This is a genomic window from Aequorivita sp. CIP111184 (assembly GCF_900489465.1).
In the GTDB taxonomy this organism is placed as follows: Bacteria; Bacteroidota; Bacteroidia; order Flavobacteriales; family Flavobacteriaceae; genus Aequorivita.
In genome coordinates, this window is sequence record NZ_UEFQ01000015.1 from 24,483 (window position 1) to 40,544 (window position 16,062).

Annotated in this window: 16 protein-coding genes and 1 tRNA gene; 9 read left to right on the plus strand and 8 right to left on the minus strand. The window is 37.3% G+C overall.

Annotation, left to right across the window (positions count from 1 at the left end; all coding sequences use genetic code 11):
- Positions 1 to 88 precede the first annotated feature (88 nt).
- The 4 genes from AEQU1_RS04460 (at position 89) to AEQU1_RS04475 (ending at position 4,057) form a co-directional block, all read left to right on the plus strand.
- The gene (locus tag AEQU1_RS04460; protein WP_111879142.1) at positions 89 to 1,117 is read left to right on the plus strand and encodes an iron ABC transporter permease; all 1,029 of its coding nucleotides are present in this window, start codon (positions 89 to 91) and stop codon (positions 1,115 to 1,117) included.
- A 2-nt stretch (positions 1,118 to 1,119) separates the two neighbouring features.
- Positions 1,120 to 1,896 carry a heme ABC transporter ATP-binding protein gene (locus tag AEQU1_RS04465; protein WP_111879143.1) on the plus strand — a complete coding sequence of 259 codons (777 nt, stop codon included), beginning with the start codon at positions 1,120 to 1,122 and terminating at the stop codon, positions 1,894 to 1,896.
- A 179-nt stretch (positions 1,897 to 2,075) separates the two neighbouring features.
- Entirely contained in the window at positions 2,076 to 3,539 is a 1,464-nt protein-coding gene (locus AEQU1_RS04470; RefSeq protein ID WP_111879145.1) for an alpha/beta hydrolase-fold protein, read from the plus strand.
- A gap of 53 nt (positions 3,540 to 3,592) precedes the next feature.
- Positions 3,593 to 4,057 carry an STM3941 family protein gene (locus AEQU1_RS04475; RefSeq protein WP_111879146.1) on the plus strand — a complete coding sequence of 155 codons (465 nt, stop codon included), beginning with the start codon at positions 3,593 to 3,595 and terminating at the stop codon, positions 4,055 to 4,057.
- A 51-nt stretch (positions 4,058 to 4,108) separates the two neighbouring features.
- Here AEQU1_RS04475 and AEQU1_RS04480 read toward each other — a convergent pair whose 3' ends face one another.
- The 4 genes from AEQU1_RS04480 to AEQU1_RS04495 form a co-directional block, all read right to left on the minus strand.
- Positions 4,109 to 4,633 carry a DUF1697 domain-containing protein gene (locus AEQU1_RS04480; RefSeq protein WP_111879148.1) on the minus strand — a complete coding sequence of 175 codons (525 nt, stop codon included), beginning with the start codon at positions 4,631 to 4,633 and terminating at the stop codon, positions 4,109 to 4,111.
- Positions 4,634 to 4,636: 3 nt separating this feature from the next.
- The gene (locus AEQU1_RS04485; protein ID WP_111879149.1) at positions 4,637 to 5,860 is read right to left on the minus strand and encodes an NAD(P)/FAD-dependent oxidoreductase; all 1,224 of its coding nucleotides are present in this window, start codon (positions 5,858 to 5,860) and stop codon (positions 4,637 to 4,639) included.
- On the minus strand, positions 5,857 to 7,251 hold the full coding sequence (locus tag AEQU1_RS04490) for an aminotransferase class V-fold PLP-dependent enzyme (RefSeq protein ID WP_181566716.1): 1,395 nt from the start codon (positions 7,249 to 7,251) through the stop codon (positions 5,857 to 5,859). The genes AEQU1_RS04485 and AEQU1_RS04490 overlap by 4 nt, the downstream gene beginning before the upstream one ends.
- A 234-nt stretch (positions 7,252 to 7,485) precedes the next feature.
- Positions 7,486 to 8,955, minus strand: coding sequence for a T9SS type A sorting domain-containing protein (locus tag AEQU1_RS04495; RefSeq protein ID WP_111879152.1), 1,470 nt, complete (start codon positions 8,953 to 8,955; stop codon positions 7,486 to 7,488).
- 97 nt (positions 8,956 to 9,052) lie between these two features.
- On the opposite strand from AEQU1_RS04495, the gene AEQU1_RS04500 reads away from it, so the two are divergent.
- Complete coding sequence (locus AEQU1_RS04500; protein WP_111879154.1) at positions 9,053 to 10,093, plus strand: endonuclease/exonuclease/phosphatase family protein; 1,041 nt, start codon at positions 9,053 to 9,055, stop codon at positions 10,091 to 10,093.
- Positions 10,094 to 10,480: 387 nt separating this feature from the next.
- Here the strand turns inward: AEQU1_RS04500 and AEQU1_RS04505 are convergent.
- The 3 genes from AEQU1_RS04505 to AEQU1_RS04515 all read right to left on the minus strand — a co-directional run bounded on the left by AEQU1_RS04505 (position 10,481) and on the right by AEQU1_RS04515 (position 11,832).
- Positions 10,481 to 10,562, minus strand: a tRNA-Leu gene (locus tag AEQU1_RS04505).
- A 104-nt stretch (positions 10,563 to 10,666) separates the two neighbouring features.
- Positions 10,667 to 11,161 (minus strand): hypothetical protein, encoded by a 495-nt coding sequence (locus tag AEQU1_RS04510; RefSeq protein WP_111879156.1) that lies wholly within the window; start codon positions 11,159 to 11,161, stop codon positions 10,667 to 10,669.
- On the minus strand, positions 11,161 to 11,832 hold the full coding sequence (locus tag AEQU1_RS04515) for an aspartyl/asparaginyl beta-hydroxylase domain-containing protein (RefSeq protein ID WP_220092308.1): 672 nt from the start codon (positions 11,830 to 11,832) through the stop codon (positions 11,161 to 11,163). Before AEQU1_RS04515 ends, AEQU1_RS04510 begins: the two co-directional genes overlap by 1 nt.
- 93 nt (positions 11,833 to 11,925) lie before the next feature.
- Between AEQU1_RS04515 and AEQU1_RS04520 the strand changes: the two genes are divergently transcribed.
- From AEQU1_RS04520 to AEQU1_RS04530, 3 genes are all read left to right on the plus strand, one after another.
- On the plus strand, positions 11,926 to 13,314 hold the full coding sequence (locus AEQU1_RS04520) for a dipeptidase (RefSeq protein WP_111879159.1): 1,389 nt from the start codon (positions 11,926 to 11,928) through the stop codon (positions 13,312 to 13,314).
- A gap of 22 nt (positions 13,315 to 13,336) precedes the next feature.
- Entirely contained in the window at positions 13,337 to 14,224 is an 888-nt protein-coding gene (locus tag AEQU1_RS04525) for a LytTR family DNA-binding domain-containing protein (RefSeq protein WP_111879161.1), read from the plus strand.
- Positions 14,225 to 14,312: 88 nt separating this feature from the next.
- On the plus strand, positions 14,313 to 14,888 hold the full coding sequence (locus AEQU1_RS04530; RefSeq protein WP_111879163.1) for an isoprenylcysteine carboxylmethyltransferase family protein: 576 nt from the start codon (positions 14,313 to 14,315) through the stop codon (positions 14,886 to 14,888).
- A 51-nt stretch (positions 14,889 to 14,939) separates the two neighbouring features.
- Here AEQU1_RS04530 and AEQU1_RS04535 read toward each other — a convergent pair whose 3' ends face one another.
- Positions 14,940 to 15,515, minus strand: a complete 576-nt coding sequence (locus AEQU1_RS04535) for an alkylphosphonate utilization protein (protein ID WP_111879164.1) — start codon at positions 15,513 to 15,515, stop codon at positions 14,940 to 14,942.
- Between the two features lie 180 nt (positions 15,516 to 15,695).
- On the opposite strand from AEQU1_RS04535, the gene AEQU1_RS04540 reads away from it, so the two are divergent.
- A complete protein-coding gene (locus AEQU1_RS04540) occupies positions 15,696 to 16,061 on the plus strand; it encodes a BlaI/MecI/CopY family transcriptional regulator (protein ID WP_111879166.1) in 366 nt (121 codons plus the stop codon).
- The last annotated feature ends 1 nt before the right edge of the window (position 16,062 follow it).

A 16,062-nucleotide genomic window follows, 5' to 3' on the forward strand; every position in this document is an offset into this window, starting at 1 on the left:
TAGTGAGTAGTGAGTAGTGAGTAGTGAGTAAAATTAGTGTTTGTAGCATTTCACTTGTGCCTTTAAATAGGTTGAATATTTAGTATTGATGAAAAACAATAGATATAAAGGAACATTTCCAATTTTATTACTTCTTTTAGTAGTAATCACTTTCTTCTCCATTCGGTATGGATCGGTTAGTATTTCTATGGAAGAAATAATTTCTTCATTGAAAAAATTCTTTACCGCACCCGATTCAATGGATCTTACCGAACGTATTTTTATAGAAATACGTTTGCCGCGAGCCATTCTCTGCATTTTTGTGGGTGCCAGTTTAGCTGTGGGCGGAACATTGCTACAAGCACTTTTTAGAAACCCAATTGTAGAACCTGGGCTCATTGGCACTTCTTGTGGAGCGGCTTTTGGCGCTGCGCTTTATTTTGCATTGGGCGCTACTTTCGGGTTTAGCATAGGCAAATGGACACTTCCTTTAGCAGCTTGTTTGGGAGCACTGTTATCAACTAGTTTGGTTTTTTTCCTTTCTCAATCACGGAATAGCGGTAAAAGCTCCATTGTAGCATTGTTGCTTACAGGTATTGCCATAAATGCGCTTTTTTTAAGCGGCGTTGGATTTTTAAGCTATATAGCCCGCGATCCACAGGCGCGATCTATCGTTTTTTGGAATCTTGGAACAATGAGCGGTGCCAATTGGACTTCTGTTTTAATTGTTGGAATTTCAACCGTGGGAACCATATTAATTTCCCTGCGCTACGCAAAACATTTAAATGCACTGATGATAGGCGAAGAAGAAGCCCAATTTCTGGGTGTTAACATCAAAAACCTCAAGTGGAAAATATTGCTCATTAATGTAATTATGGTTGCGGTTGCAACGGCATTTGTGGGCGTTATCAGTTTTGTGGGCTTGATTGTTCCGCATCTTTTAAGAATCATTAATGGCAGCGACAATCGTTTCCTAATCCGGAACAGTGCTTTGCTTGGTGGAATCTTACTTTGTGTTGCCGATTTAATTTCAAGAATGGTTTTGCGTCCTGCGGAACTTCCTATCGGAATTGTAACTTCGGTGGTTGGTGTACCTATTTTCATCTTTTTGCTTCAGCGAAAAAATTATTTCTTCTAAAAATGATACAAGCCAATAACATAACATATAAAATAGGAAGCAAAACCATCCTCAAAGATATTTCCGTAAATTTTGAAGCTGGAAAGATAAACCTCATCCTAGGACCCAACGGTGCGGGAAAATCTACGCTTGTAAAGGTTATTTGCAATCAATTAAAACCACAAGATGGAAGTGTTTTTTATGAAGGAAATAACATCCGAAATACTTCAGTAGCAGAACTTGCAAAAGTACGTGCCGTGCTTTCACAAAATACGGAGCTCGCTTTTCCTTTAAAAGTAAAAGAAGTTGTTACCATGGGCCGTTACCCGCATTTTTCTGTAAATCCTACCGCAAAAGATGAGCAAGCCGTAAAGGAAGCAATGGAATTCTTTGATGTTTCTGAAATGGCAGATCGCGATTACTTAACATTAAGCGGCGGCGAGAAACAAAGGGTTCACTTTGCGCGCGTGGTTTCGCAAATTTGGTATCCTTCAGAAAATGGTTGTAGGTATTTGGTTTTGGACGAACCCCTCACCTTTTTGGATGTGCATTACCAATTTCAGTTTATGCACAAATTGCGTGAACTTTTAAAACAAAAGGATTTAGTGATTGTTGGTGTAGTGCACGACCTCAACCTCGCAGCTAAGTTTGCAGACCATTTAATCTTGCTGAACAATGGTGAACTGCTGGCCGCTGGAAGCAAAGAAGAAGTGCTTAATGCAGAAAACATGAAAACCGCGTATCGTTTAGAGCCCGTAATTCATAATGATGAACGTGGTATGTATTTGTTTTTTGAATAAAAAAGTCCCAAGTAACAACTTCCCAGAAGCTTTTTCCCTCACATTTATAGACTTAATCACACACTCAGTAGTCAGATTAAAAACACATCGAAAAGGAGTTAGAAATATCATCATTAGTTTGGGAAGAAATTTTGTAGTTTTAAATTCCTAAAACTGAAAAACAAACCATAATCTGACATATGAAAAAACTAACTACACTCCTTCTCCTTCTTATTTGCAGCTTTTCTTTTGCCCAACAATTTAAAGTAAGCTATACCGATTCAGATTTTAAAGGTCCGTTTACGGGAAAGGTATTTCTGTATATGAGCAAGGAAAACAAAAATCCGAAAGACGGCTTTGTGGGTATTACTTCCTTTCCTGTTTTTTCTATAGATGTTGAAGATGTAAAATCTGGTGAGATGGTTGTTTTTAATGATGATGCCAAAAGTTACCCTGTAAAGTTATCAGATATTGAACGAGGTGAATACTACGTGCAAGCTGTTTGGGACCGGAATCTTGGGGGACGCGCAATTAATGAAAGTCCGGGTAATATCTACAATACAGCTACCAAAGTAACTATTTCACAAAACAGAGATGCCGTTTACACGGTAAATTGTTCCGAAATACTTCCAAAAAACACCTTTGTAGATACCGAATTTATAAAAGAATTGAAAGTTAACTCTATCCTACTATCAAAATTCTACAATAGAGAAGTATCGGTTGATGCGGCTGTCATTCTTCCCAAAGAATATTACGAGCAACCCAATAGAAAATTTCCTGTTTCATTTAATATATCTGGTTATGGGGGCAATTATTATAATCTTAGTAATACCAAAACCTATAAAAGCCAACCCATAGATACCATTGCTTGCATTACGGTTTATTTAGATGGCAACTGCCCTTTAGGACATTCGGTTTATACAAATAGTGAAAACAATGGGCCGTGGGGTGATGCGCTTACTAAGGAATTTATACCCACGCTGGAAAAGCAATACAGAACCAACGGCGCCAAGCTTTTAACAGGCCATAGCAGTGGCGGTTGGACGGCACTTTCACTTCAAGTGCATTATCCAGAAGTGTTTGATGGTTGTTGGAGCAGTTCACCAGATGTTGTTGATTTTAGAGACTACCAAGGCGTTAATCTTTATGAAGGTGAAAATATGCTTTACAAAGAAGACGGGGCGCAAAGAAGTGTGGCAACTGTTGCAGGACGTTTCCCGTGGGCGTCGAGCAAACAAATGTACGGTATGGAAAATATAATTTATCGTGGCGAACAGATGCATTCTTTAGATGCTGTTTTCAGCACAAAAGGTGCGGATGGCAATCCGCTACGCATATGCGATCCCAAAACCGGAGAAATAAACCCACAAGTTTTTGAACATTGGAAAAAGTATGACCTTTCCTTGTACCTCCGTAACAATTGGTCGTCCCTAAAAAAAGACTTAGAAGGTAAAATACGCGTTTCTGTAGGCGAACAGGATAATTTTCTCTTGAACGGTGCGGTGCATAAGCTGGATGAAGCTATGCAACCACTAAACACAAAATTTCAGTTTGAATATTTTCCTGGAGATCATTTTACGGTATTTACTGCTGAATACAAAGAAAAAGGAAATGCTTTTTTAGCTAGTAGATATATGGCTTGGAAAGCGGAGAAAGGGAAGTAAACCCATAAAAACTTTTTGTAGATTTCACTTATATTTCGCTATTTCAGGTTAATATGAAAGAAGAAACATTAATATTAAAACCAAAAAAAATAACCACAATTATATGGCTTTTAATATGCACCCTTTTTGTTATTACAGGATTTACTGTAATGGATGAAAAAATCCTTGTAAAATGGGTTGGAATAATCTTTTTTGGTTTAGGAATTATTGTATTTATTATTGAATTATTTCCAAATTCTGCATATCTAAAGTTATCGAACGAGGGTTTTGAAGTGTGCTCATTATACCGCAGCAATTTTACAAAATGGGAAGAGGTAGATGGGTTCGGAATATTCTATATCAGGTTTCATGCAATGGTTGTTTTCAACTATACCGGAGAACATAAAAAACATAAAACCGGAAAAAAAGTTGCTAGATTTCTTTCTTCTTATCAAGGGGCATTACCCCAAACCTATGGGGTGAAAACCATAAAACTTGCAGAACTTATGAATGAATGGAAATTTAAAAATGAAAAGTAATAGTATAGAAATCACATTACATTTGAAATGAAAGCACTCTAAAAAGTATAATTATCCCGCCAAATCAACCAACTTAGCAAGCGTTCTATAATTTCGCGTAGTTGCCGCAACTTTCAGATTCTTCTCAAAAAAATTATTATTCAGCTTCGCATTGCCATATCCCTTACTAAAGTAGATATAAACACAATCCTCAGTCAGTACAAATTCCTCGTTTGGGTAACTAATTTCGTGGACCGCCTCCATAAGTTTCGTTTCGGGTTTTGAAGCAAGTAGCATAAAATAAGCCTCGGTTTTTTTAGCTTCTTCAAAAGGGCAATCCTTTATAATTTGTGCAATCGAATACGCCGTTTTGACCAGTACCGGAACTTCCCATCCAAAGCATTTTTCTATTTCCTTAGAAATCATGTCAGAAATATCATTTTCTTCTTTCGCTGAAAAAACCACATTTCCACTTTGAATGTAGGTGCTCACATTTTGAAACCCCAAATCCTCAAAAAGAAGTTTCAGGTCCGCCATTTTTAGATTTTTATGGCCGCCAACGTTAATTCCCCGAAGAAGTGCTATATATGTTTTCATAATTTACTTTGTTATTGCCTGCGCAACAAGATAGCCGCCCGTCCAAGCATTCTGGAAATTGAAACCGCCTGTTATGGCGTCAATATTGAGTACTTCCCCAGCAAAAAATAAGTTTTTGCAGACTCTACTTTCAAAGGTTTTAAAGTTCACTTCCTTCAAATCGACACCACCAGCGGTTACAAATTCTTCTTTGAAGGTGCTCTTTCCGGTGACTTCAAAAATAGCAGCCGTTAATTGGTTTGCCAAATTCTGAAGATTTTCGCGTGTTGCATCTGCCCAAGTGATCCGTTCATCAATTCCCGAAGCTTTTACAATACTTTGCCAAAGTCGTTTTGGCAATTCAAATTGGGCATATTTAAAAAGTGTCTGCTTTCCCTGCAGTGATTTTAATTCTTTCAAAGCATCCAAAGCATCTTCTTCGGAAAGTGTATTCAGCCAATTCACTTCAATATTGAAATGATATTTTAAAGGCTCTAAAACCCGCGCACCCCAAGCCGAAAGTTTTAAAATAGCGGGACCGCTCATACCCCAATGAGTAATCAACAACGGACTGCTACTTTCCAAAACCGTTTTTCCTTTTTCATCCAGAACTTTCACCGAAGCATCCGTGCTCAATCCAGGCAAATCTATAATCCTTCCATCTTTAATATTAAATGTGAAAAGCGAAGGAACGGCTGGTACAACAGTATGTCCCAAACTTTCCAGCAATTGCCAAATCTTCGGATTGCTGCCAGTTGCAACCACAATTTTTCCAGCTGAAAAAGTATCTGTAGTTGTATTTATTATGAAATTATATGCTTCTTTTTGAATCTCTTTCACAGATTGATTCAAAAGCATTTCAACCCCCAAACGTTTTGCTTCAGAAAGAAAACAATCAATAATGGTTTGCGAAGAATCTGAAACTGGAAACATTCTTCCGTCTTCCTCAATTTTTAGCTCCACTCCCCGTTTTTCAAACCATTCAATGGTATCGCCGGTCATAAAAGTGTGGAAAGGCCCTAAAAGTTCTTTTTTGCCACGCGGATAGTTTTGCGTCAATTCCTTTGGAATAAACTCAGCGTGGGTCACATTGCAACGTCCGCCACCGCTTACCTTTACTTTGGTCAGAACTTCCTTTCCGCGTTCAAGGATGATTACTTTAAGCTCAGGATTTTTTTCTGCAGCATTGATTGCCGTAAAAAATCCCGCCGCGCCGCCACCAATTATTATAACATCTGCCTGTTTCAAGCTAGTACTTTTTCTTCTGCAAAACTTTCGCAGAGGGCGATGGTTTCTTTTACATCTTCAAGAGTAGTTCGCGGGTTTATCAAACACATTCTTAAAACTACTTGTTGGTTAAGCACTGTGGTTACAAGCAAAGCCTGTTTAGAATCTACAACATTCTGTGAAATTCTTTGGTTCAGCGCATCTAACTTTTTCTCTGAAAGTTTGTTGCCAATCGGATTATATCTGAAATTAATTACCGCTAAAGTAGCTGGAGAAATAACTTCCCAATTGGAGCTTTTACGAAGAAATGCTTCGGTAGCCTCTGCCAGTTTCACGTTATAAGTTATCGCCTTTCGAAATTCTTCCATTCCAAAGGTTTTTACTGACATGTAAAACTTCAATGCGCGGAAACGGCGTGTTAATTCGATGCCGTGATCATAAAAGTTTATTTCGGAAGTATTTCCTTCAATATCGCGCAGATATTCAGGTTTTTCGGTAAAAGTCCCTTTTAGCCATTTGTGGTTTTTAACCAACAAACAACCAATTTCATAAGGCTGAAAAAACCACTTGTGAGGGTCAATGGTAAGTGAATCTGCTTTTTCAATTCCTTTTAAGAGTTGCTTTCCATTTTCAGCAAGAATAGCAAAACCGCCATAAGCGCCGTCAATATGAAACCAAATATCTTCTTTTTTACAGATTTTCGCAATATCGGAAAGCGGATCAACCGTTCCCGTATTTGTAGTTCCGGCAGTTGCAATCAAACAAAAAGGTTGCAAACCTTCCAAACGATCTTTTGCAATAGCGTTCTTTAATTTATTAAGTGAAAACTTAAACTCGCCATCAGTTGGAATTATGCGAATTTGCTCTTTTCGAAAACCAAGTACGCGAATGGCTTTTATGTTTGAAGAATGCGCTTGGTCTGAAAGATAGATAATAGCTTTACTGAAATCGTCGCCACATTTTACAGTTCGCGCAGTAACCAATGCGGTTAAATTCGCCATTGAACCGCCACTGGTAAAAATTCCACCCCCTTTTTTCTGCGGAAAACCGAACATTTTAAGAAGCCAGTTCATCGTTACGATTTCCATCTCGGCAGCAGCCGGAGAAGCCTGCCAGCCTCCAGAAAATATGTTAAAGCCAGAAGCCAAGCCATCTGCCATCGCACTGATATAGTTACTGGGACCTGGAACAAAAGAATAGGATTTTGGGTGCGAAACGATATTGCTTTTGGTCATCACTTCGTCCAGAATAAAATTTAAAACTTTTTGTGGGTCGCTTGGTTTTTCGGGAGCATCCTCAAGAAACAATTCTTCCATTTCCCCTCTTGATCCCGAGACTACAGGCAGTTTTTCATTTTGGGTTGCAAAGTGTTCCACAATAGCGTCAACTACTTTATACCCATAGCTTTTCATTTCTTCATTACTCAATTCCAGCGTAGCTTTATTTTGAATTTTCACGTGTTTGTTTTTTGATTTTTTTGAAAGTGCAAAATTACGGTTTTAACAAAGGAATTAAGGGGTTTAAACCAATAAAAAATGCCTTGACGAAAAGCCAAGGCATTTTGAAACTAATATGTCCGTTCGATCGAAGTTGAGAACTTTTAGCCAGTAAAAAAAGTCTATACTATTATAGACCAGGTACTTAAGCTATTCAACAATCATTTTCTTTGTAACGGTTTGCGCGTCATTACTGAAATTTACAAAGTACAAGCCTGAAGGAAGATTGACTGATAGTGTTTGTTGGCCTTCGGAAATATTTTCCGAAGAAATCAAACGACCCTGAACTCCATAAATTTCAACTTTTTCAAATGAAAATATGTTGTTGAAATTGATTTCCCAATTTGTTGGGTTCGGATAAAAACTAAAATTTTCAATAGCATTCTGAGTAACTCCCAAGATGCCGCACAAGAATGGATCAAAAGTTACTTCGCCTAAAGTAGGGTCGTCCACGCTGTGAAAAATAACATCTTCAACCTGCGCAGGTGTACTTTGTTGGCCTTCAATCCAGCAGTTATTTTTAGCTGAAATTGTATTGGCTGTATTATTGTAAAGTGCATAAACTTGTCCGCCGTTTTCATTTTCAGAAAATACATTTCCGCCAGGGTTGCCCGCGTCATCACCAAGATTTATTGCGGCCGAACCTTGCATTGTAATCCCCCAAAGGTTTCTGCGTATTTCATTTCCAGAAACAATAACAGCATTAGTTGCTGTTGAACTGTTTAGGTTAATCCCGCTTCCACCAAGGTTAGGATCACCCTGAATATTATTATCTTCAATGATATTGTTCGTGATTTCTACTGAATCGTTTACACCAAGGATTGTAATTCCGTAGCGATTGCCGCGAATAGTGTTACCACTTATAACTGCATTAATATTTCCGCCTACAAAATTGGCAATGGCGATTCCCCCAGCTTGATCTAATGTTTGATCACCAATAATTGTATTTTGGATAATTTGTAATGGCTCATTTGCCAAGGTTGTGCCCAAATTTATTTGAGGACGGTTGCTATTGGATTGGTTATTACCCTCAATTGTATTATTAAAAATATATGCCGAAACTGCAGAATTTGCAGCAGAACCAATGGCAGGATTTTCGTTTAACGTAATTGTATTATTTGTAATTTGAGGTAAACCACGCGAAAGTTGAATAACCGCACTAGTAGTAGCACCAGAAACATTATTTGTAATAGTACAATTATCAATTGAAAAAATCTCGGTCAACACCCGAAGTCCGCCACCGTATTCAATGGTTGCGTTATTGATATCAATTTCTGAAAACTCTTCAAAACGGAAGCCTTCATAGGGTGTGTTCACATCTAATGCCGTAATTGTTACTGCGTTGGAATCTACCGTAAATGCACCAAAAACAGTAATCAATTTATCGGCGTCAATGGAAAGGGTTAAATCTGAATCGATAATAACTGTATCATTTTCCGCAATGGTTAAATTACCCAAAAGCGTATAATCACTTCCAGTTATCGTGATGGTTGTTGGGCTTGCTGCGGCAATATCGTCAAGCGTCCAAGTTACACCTGTGTTTGGGGTTGTGTAATCCTGCGCAATAGCAAGTGCACAAGTTAAAAGAGTTAAGAAAGTAGTAACGATAATTTTTTTCATTTGTATATTTTTTAAGTCGCAAAAGTAGGAATATGTGCTTAGTCAAAAAAGCTATTTTAGTTGTTTTACATATTTCCAAAAGAAGTAACTTTGAAAAATGGTATTATATATATTGATAATTTTGTTTATCATTAGTCCGTTTTTTCCAGCAACCCGGAATCCGCATTGGTTTTTCAGGACTGCCGATTTTGTAAGGATTCAATCACTATTCATCCAATTTATTTTATTGGGGCTGTTTCTTTATTTTGAAAAAGACTACACAGTATTTAGCTGGATACTTCTTGTAGCTTTATCTGCGTCCATCCTTTATCAACTTTATAAAGTATTCCCTTACAGTTCACTTTTTCCACGAAGAAGATCGCACGCTACAAGTGACGGCCACGTTTCCATTTTAGCCGGAAATGTACTTCAGACCAATTCCTGCTATCCCGATTTTTTAAATGAAATAAAACGTTTTGACCCAGATTTGGTATTGGCAATGGAAACCAACAAGAACTGGGAAAACTGTCTTTCAGAAATTGAAGATGATTATCCTTTTACTGTAAAAGTACCTCTTGAAAATTTTTATGGAATGCATTTATATTCTAAAAAAGAATTAGAAAATGTTGAAGTAAAATATCAGATTGAAGACGATAAGCCATCCATCTTTTTCGATTTTCCCGTTGAGGGAAATCCTCCCATCTTTTTCTGTTGTCTGCATCCCGCGCCACCAAGCCCAACCGAAAACGAAACTTCAAAAGAGCGTGATGCCGAATTGATGCTCACTGGAAAAAGAATCAGAAAACTTGATAAACCCACTGTTGTTTGTGGTGATATGAACGATGTAGTTTGGAGCCGAACAACTCGTCTTTTCAAAAAAATGACCGGTATGATTGACCCTCGTGTGGGCCGCGGTTTTTTTGCTACCTATAATGCAAATCATTTCTTTTTGCGTTTTCCGTTAGATCATCTTTTCCACACACGCGATTTATATGTTGGGGAAATGGTACGTTCCAAAAACTTTGGTAGCGATCATTTTGCGATGTATTATGAAATTCACCATAAAAAAAAGGTCCAAACTCCAAAAAATCCGAAACTAAATGGGGATGATAAAGAGGAGGTTGAGGAGTTGATAGAAGAAGGAAAGAATAGCAAATAGAAAGTACAGGCCCTTCGGTTGCGCTCAGGATAAACTTCGAGACTCAAATTTTTTGAAAACAAAAAAAGCTTCCCGATTATGGGAAGCTTTTAACTTGTACAGGCGGAGACCCCGAAGCGTCGGGGGAACTCTCACGTTACAAACTTTTTAAAACAAAAAAAGCCCCTCATTGCTGAAGAGCTTTCTGCTTTTGTACAGGCGGAGACCCCGAAGCGTCGGGGGAACTCTCACATTAAAACATTTTTAAAAACAAAAAAAGCCCCTCATTTCTGAAGAGCTTTCTACTTTTGTACAGGCGGAGACCCCGAAGCGTCGGGGGAACTCTCACATTAAAACATTTTTAAAAACAAAAAAAACTCCTCATCTCTGAAGAGCTTTCTACTTTTGTACAGGCGGAGAGACTCGAACTCTCACACCTCACGGCACTAGATCCTAAGTCTAGCGTGTCTACCAATTCCACCACGCCTGCATTAAAAATCCTTTACAACACTTAGGACATATTGTAAAAGGAGTGCAAATATAAATAATACTTCTAAATGATTGCCAACTTATTCTGAAATTTTTTAAAGCTTTTTATTTTCGGAGCCACATTTTCACTTTTGGAAATACATAATCACCCGAAATGTCACTAAAACCCATCCATTGCAAGAGAGGAAGTCCTATATAATTTCCACTCTCAAATTGTTCTTTAAGCCATTTGGCATCCCCTTTATAACCATTTTCGTGAAAAACAATTTCAGTAGCTAAACCAATTTCTTGAGCAGCAGCATAAGACCACAGTAAAACAGCCATTTCATCACCCGCTTTTGATTCGTTGTTTTCGGTAACATTATCATTTATAATACCTCGTTCTTGGGAAGGTGTTACAGCAATATGTCCTGCCTCGTGCAGCAAATCACCAGGATATTTTAATTTTTGTAAATCAATTTGCAACGCCCCATTTCTAATTTGTAAACCAGGTAAAAAGGTGTCAACTCCAATTTGAGTCAAATTATAAATAACACCTATTTCTTCCAAAAAGGTAAAAATCTTATCTAAAATTAACTCGTTCTCAGGTCCCTCTTTCATTAAAGTTCTTTTTGTAATTGTGCTATCATTTCTTTGGCAGTTTCAGTTTCCATCAATTTCAAATGCTCGATCATTTGCAATTTTGTTTCGTCAGAATAGTCAGGTTTTGCGCTTTCAATTTCAAAATTATAGCCACATTCCAAAAATAAAGCATCAGACCAATCATTCCGAAGACAGTCCATTACCAGATGGATTCTATCGGTGTTTCCTTCATTACAGACGCTATGTGAAAGATTAAAATTACCATACCAACATGTTCCAGGAAGCATTTTCACCTCATCGGAATCTATAAAAAAATGAACTCTTTCATTTGTAGTAATAGGAATGTGAATTCTGAAAACACCATCTTCATAACCCAAATTATAATCGGTATGTTCTTTAATAATACTACCCGGCTTCAAATTCAGTAACCGAATGGATTCCTTTTCACACTTAAAAGAATCAATAATTTCTTTAAAATAGGTGCATTTCTTTAGCAATTGGGTGTCTTTAAATTTTTGGTCTTGTTGCGGGAGGGCGAAAATATTGTCAATCTCACCATTTTGAGAATGCAACGCAATAGAAGTCCATTCGCCAGAATAATCATTTTTATTGAAGTGGGAAGTGAAATTATATTTTTTGCAAACTTCCAAATCGCACAATAGTTTTTCTTCCGAAAATTGAAAAGGCAATTTTAAAAAAGCATTTCGCATAAAAATGAAAGCATTGGTTCAGCCTACAAATTACTGCATTTTTAGTACTTTTAGAAAAAATTATTATTTACAATGAAAAGTGCAAAACCTTATATTGAAAAAAACAAACAACGTTTTATAGACGAGTTAGTAGAGCTTTTAAAAATTCCTTCCATCAGCGCTGATTCTGCCTATAAAAAAAACGTTTTAAATACAGCTGAAGCTGTAAAAAACCAACTTGAAAAAGCGGGTTGCGATAAAGTAGAAATCTGCGAAACTCCGGGTTATCCTATCGTTTACGGCGAAAAGATGATTGATGAAAAATTACCAACAATTTTGGTTTATGGACATTATGACGTGCAACCACCAGATCCATTAGATTTATGGAACAGTCCGCCGTTTGAACCAGTTATTAAAAAAACAGAATTACATCCCGAAGGTGCAATCTTTGCCCGCGGAAGTTGTGACGATAAAGGCCAAATGTATATGCACGTAAAGGCTTTGGAATATATGACACAGACCGATCAATTGCCCTGCAACGTAAAATTTATGATTGAAGGCGAAGAAGAAGTGGGTAGCAGCAGCTTGGAATGGTTTGTAAGTAGAAACCGTGAAAAGCTGTCAAACGATGTTATACTAATTAGCGATACAGGAATGATTGCCCCCGATACGCCTTCAATAACAACTGGTCTTCGTGGCTTGAGTTATGTGGAAGTTGAAGTAACAGGCCCTAATAGAGATCTGCACAGTGGTCTTTACGGTGGAGCTGTTGCAAACCCCATAAACATTTTAACTAAGATGATTGCGTCTCTTCACGATGACGATAATCACATTACCATTCCAGGATTTTATGACGATGTAGAAAATCTTTCAAAGGAAGAGCGCGCAAAGATGGCGGAGGCACCTTTCAACCTTGAAAATTATGAAAAGTCAATAGGTATTAATTCAGTTTACGGCGAAAAAGGCTACTCAACCAATGAACGTAATTCCATTAGACCAACTTTGGACGTAAATGGAATCTGGGGCGGATACATTGGTGAAGGTGCCAAAACAGTTATTGCTAGTAGCGCATTTGCAAAAATAAGTATGCGTTTGGTGCCAAACCAAGATTGGAGAAAAATTACCGAGCTTTTCAAAAATCACTTTGAAAGTATTGCTCCAAAAGGCGTTACTGTAAAAGTAAAACCACATCACGGCGGACAAGCTTACGTAACGCCAATTGATAGTTTAGGCTACAAAGCCGCTGAAAAAGCATACGAAGAAACCTTCGGAAAAACACCAATTCCCCAACGAAGTGGTGGAAGTATTCCAATTGTAGCGCTATTTGAAAAAGAATTAAATAGCAAAACCATTTTGATGGGTTTTGGTCTGGACAGCGATGCCATCCACTCACCCAATGAACATTTTGGAATATGGAACTATTTAAAAGGAATTGAAACCATTCCGCAGTTTTATCATTTTTTTACTGAATTGAGTAAATAAATAATTAGTAAGGCTGAGAAATATGAGCTTCACAAAACTGGCCCACTTTCTTTCTCAGCCTTATCCTTTTTATTATCGGGGAAAGACTTTAGCTGTTATCTCCTTCCTTATTTTTGCCATTACCTTTCTCTTCAATTATCTTTTTCAACCTTTTCAGGTAACACTTTCGGAGCACCGTATGGGCTATGAATGGATTTGTGTAGTTCACGCTTTAATCCCTTCCCTTTTATTTTTCTTTCTTTTTTCATTGATTCAAAGAATTAACTCTATTGATGAAAAGTGGCAAGTAAAAGAAGAAGTTTTAGTAATACTAAGCTACTTAATTCTCGTGGGGATTTTCAATTTCCTAGTGCGCGACCTAATTTATAACAATCCAAATAATTGGTCTGTGCACCATTTTTGGGTGGAGCTAAAAAATACGCTCCTCGCCGGCATTTTGTTCATCTTTATTTTTATTCCTTTCAATTTTAAAAGGCTTCACGATCGTTACCAAGAAAAGTCGGTACGATTAATCCCTCTTCACCCTCTATTTAAATCTTCGGAAAATGAAAATACAATTCCTATAATTACGCAATTGAAAGTCGATGATTTTAAATTGGAAATTAATCACTTCCTCTTTGCCAAATCTGAAAAAAATTATGTGGAAATCTACCTAGAACGTGAAAATAATATTCAGAGATTGGTAAAACGAATCACCATGTCTGAATTGGAAAACCAATTGAAACCCATTTATTTTGTGGCTAAAACCCACCGTTCGTATTTATTGAATTTAAAAAAGATTGAAAACATCTCCGGAAATGCCCAAGGATATCAATTAAAATTGAAAAATTTTGAAAGCCCTATTCCAGTTTCTCGCAATAAAATTTCTTCTTTTGAAGAAAAAATGAAGGTTTTGAACCCTCATTCTTGACGCTTGTCCCAAAAGCTTGCTATTCATCCCAAGCCATCTATAACCTCAACTTTCAGCCCTAAGTTTACTGAAAATTAAACTGAGTTTTATGGAACAAGCTAAAATAGCATTACACCTTGCCTGGGCAGTTTTTCTTATTGTTTGGACAATAGGAGCATTTCAAACTAAAAAAGCAAGCCAAAAAGAACCGTTTTTAAAGCGTTTTTTATGGTATTGGTTTCCGCTAATTGTAGCAGGTTTACTTTTAGGCCCTACTGAATGGTTTATGGGTATGTGGATTCGAGAAAATTTTGTGGAGCACACCGACTTAGTAGGGATTATTGGCGCAAGTATAGCGTGGTTGGGAACGTTGCTTGCGTGTTGGTCGCGTTATCTACTCGGAAAAAACTGGAGTGTTTCAGTGCAATTGAAAAAGGACCATGAACTCATAAAAAAAGGACCTTATAAAATTATTCGACACCCCATATACACTGCAATTTTACTGTTGTTTTTGGGTAATGTAATTATTGTGGGCGATTATCGCGGAATCTTAGCGATACTCATAGTATTTATTTCCCTTTGGAGAAAATTGAAATTGGAAGAGCAATGGCTTACTGAATATTTCGGGGAAACCTACGTAAATTACAAGGCAAAAAGTAAAGCGTTGTTCCCTGGGATTTTATGATTTTTACATGAGTTCTCTCACGAAACATCGGGAGAGAACTCATGTGAATTATTATACCTTCTTCACAAAATCAGTAATTAGTACTATCTGCTGGCCATCTACTTTGCCTTCAATATATTTTTCATTTTCGTGATCGAGAGAAATTCTGCGCACGGCTGTTCCCTGTTTGGCAACCATACTGCTACCTTTCACTTTTAAATCTTTTATAAGAACTACGGAATCTCCTGCTTCCAAAATAACACCGTTACTATCGCGATGAATAATAGCTTCTGCTTGACTTTCTGCAACACCAGCCTTTGCCCATTCTTTAGTTTCATCTTCCAGATACATCATATCTAGTAAATCCTGTGGCCAGCCTTCGGCTTTTAAACGGGTCAGCATACGCCATGCCATAACCTGCACTGCAGGAACTGTGCTCCACATACTATCATTTAAACAACGCCAGTGATTAGCATCTACTTTTTCAGGATATTCAATTTGTTCTTTACAAGTGTTGCAAACCCAAATGCTAGTTTCAGCCACATCTGTTGGGGAATTAGGCACTTCATAAACGCTCAGATTTTCTTCTGAACCGCAAAGTTCACATGTATTACCGCTACGTTCCTGTAGTTCTTTTTCTGAATTCATTTTTTAAAATTTATACTCCGTTGCCAATGCTTTGGAGAATGAGGATGTAAAGATAGCCGATTCAATTAAAACGTCCATTTGGAATTTGGTATTAAATACTTTCAAAATTTTTAAACCTCTACACTTGTAGAATTAAAATATTTATTCTACGTTTGTAGAACAGTAATTAAAACTTCAAGTATGGCTTTGTCTAATTCCGAAGAACAATTGATGCAGATTTTGTGGAAACAGGAACGCGCCTTTATGAAAGATTTGATAGAAGCATATCCAGAGCCAAGGCCTGCAACTACCACCGTAGCAACGCTTTTAAAACGAATGCAGGACAAGAATTTTGTAGATTACAAACAACTTGGGCGTTCGCGTGAATATTTTCCATTGGTGAAAAAGAAAGATTACTTTTCAAAACACGTAAATGGGTTGATTAAAAATTTCTTCAATAATAGCCCTTCGCAGTTTGCTTCATTTTTTACCGAAGAAACCAATCTTTCCAAAAAAGAACTTGAAGAGCTAAAAGCATTGATAGATTCAGAAATTAAAAAGAAGTGAT

Bases quoted from the DNA above. Each gene is read 5' to 3' on its own strand.
- AEQU1_RS04460 (WP_111879142.1), top strand. From the start codon at position 89: ATGAAAAACAATAGATATAAAGGAACATTTCCAATTTTATTACTTCTT.
- AEQU1_RS04465 (WP_111879143.1), top strand. From the start codon at position 1,120: ATGATACAAGCCAATAACATAACATATAAAATAGGAAGCAAAACCATC.
- AEQU1_RS04470 (WP_111879145.1), top strand. From the start codon at position 2,076: ATGAAAAAACTAACTACACTCCTTCTCCTTCTTATTTGCAGCTTTTCT.
- AEQU1_RS04475 (WP_111879146.1), top strand. From the start codon at position 3,593: ATGAAAGAAGAAACATTAATATTAAAACCAAAAAAAATAACCACAATT.
- AEQU1_RS04480 (WP_111879148.1), bottom strand. From the start codon at position 4,633: ATGAAAACATATATAGCACTTCTTCGGGGAATTAACGTTGGCGGCCAT.
- AEQU1_RS04490 (WP_181566716.1), bottom strand. From the start codon at position 7,251: ATGAAAAGCTATGGGTATAAAGTAGTTGACGCTATTGTGGAACACTTT.
- AEQU1_RS04495 (WP_111879152.1), bottom strand. From the start codon at position 8,955: ATGAAAAAAATTATCGTTACTACTTTCTTAACTCTTTTAACTTGTGCA.
- AEQU1_RS04500 (WP_111879154.1), top strand. From the start codon at position 9,053: ATGGTATTATATATATTGATAATTTTGTTTATCATTAGTCCGTTTTTT.
- AEQU1_RS04510 (WP_111879156.1), bottom strand. From the start codon at position 11,161: ATGAAAGAGGGACCTGAGAACGAGTTAATTTTAGATAAGATTTTTACC.
- AEQU1_RS04520 (WP_111879159.1), top strand. From the start codon at position 11,926: ATGAAAAGTGCAAAACCTTATATTGAAAAAAACAAACAACGTTTTATA.
- AEQU1_RS04525 (WP_111879161.1), top strand. From the start codon at position 13,337: ATGAGCTTCACAAAACTGGCCCACTTTCTTTCTCAGCCTTATCCTTTT.
- AEQU1_RS04530 (WP_111879163.1), top strand. From the start codon at position 14,313: ATGGAACAAGCTAAAATAGCATTACACCTTGCCTGGGCAGTTTTTCTT.
- AEQU1_RS04535 (WP_111879164.1), bottom strand. From the start codon at position 15,515: ATGAATTCAGAAAAAGAACTACAGGAACGTAGCGGTAATACATGTGAA.
- AEQU1_RS04540 (WP_111879166.1), top strand. From the start codon at position 15,696: ATGGCTTTGTCTAATTCCGAAGAACAATTGATGCAGATTTTGTGGAAA.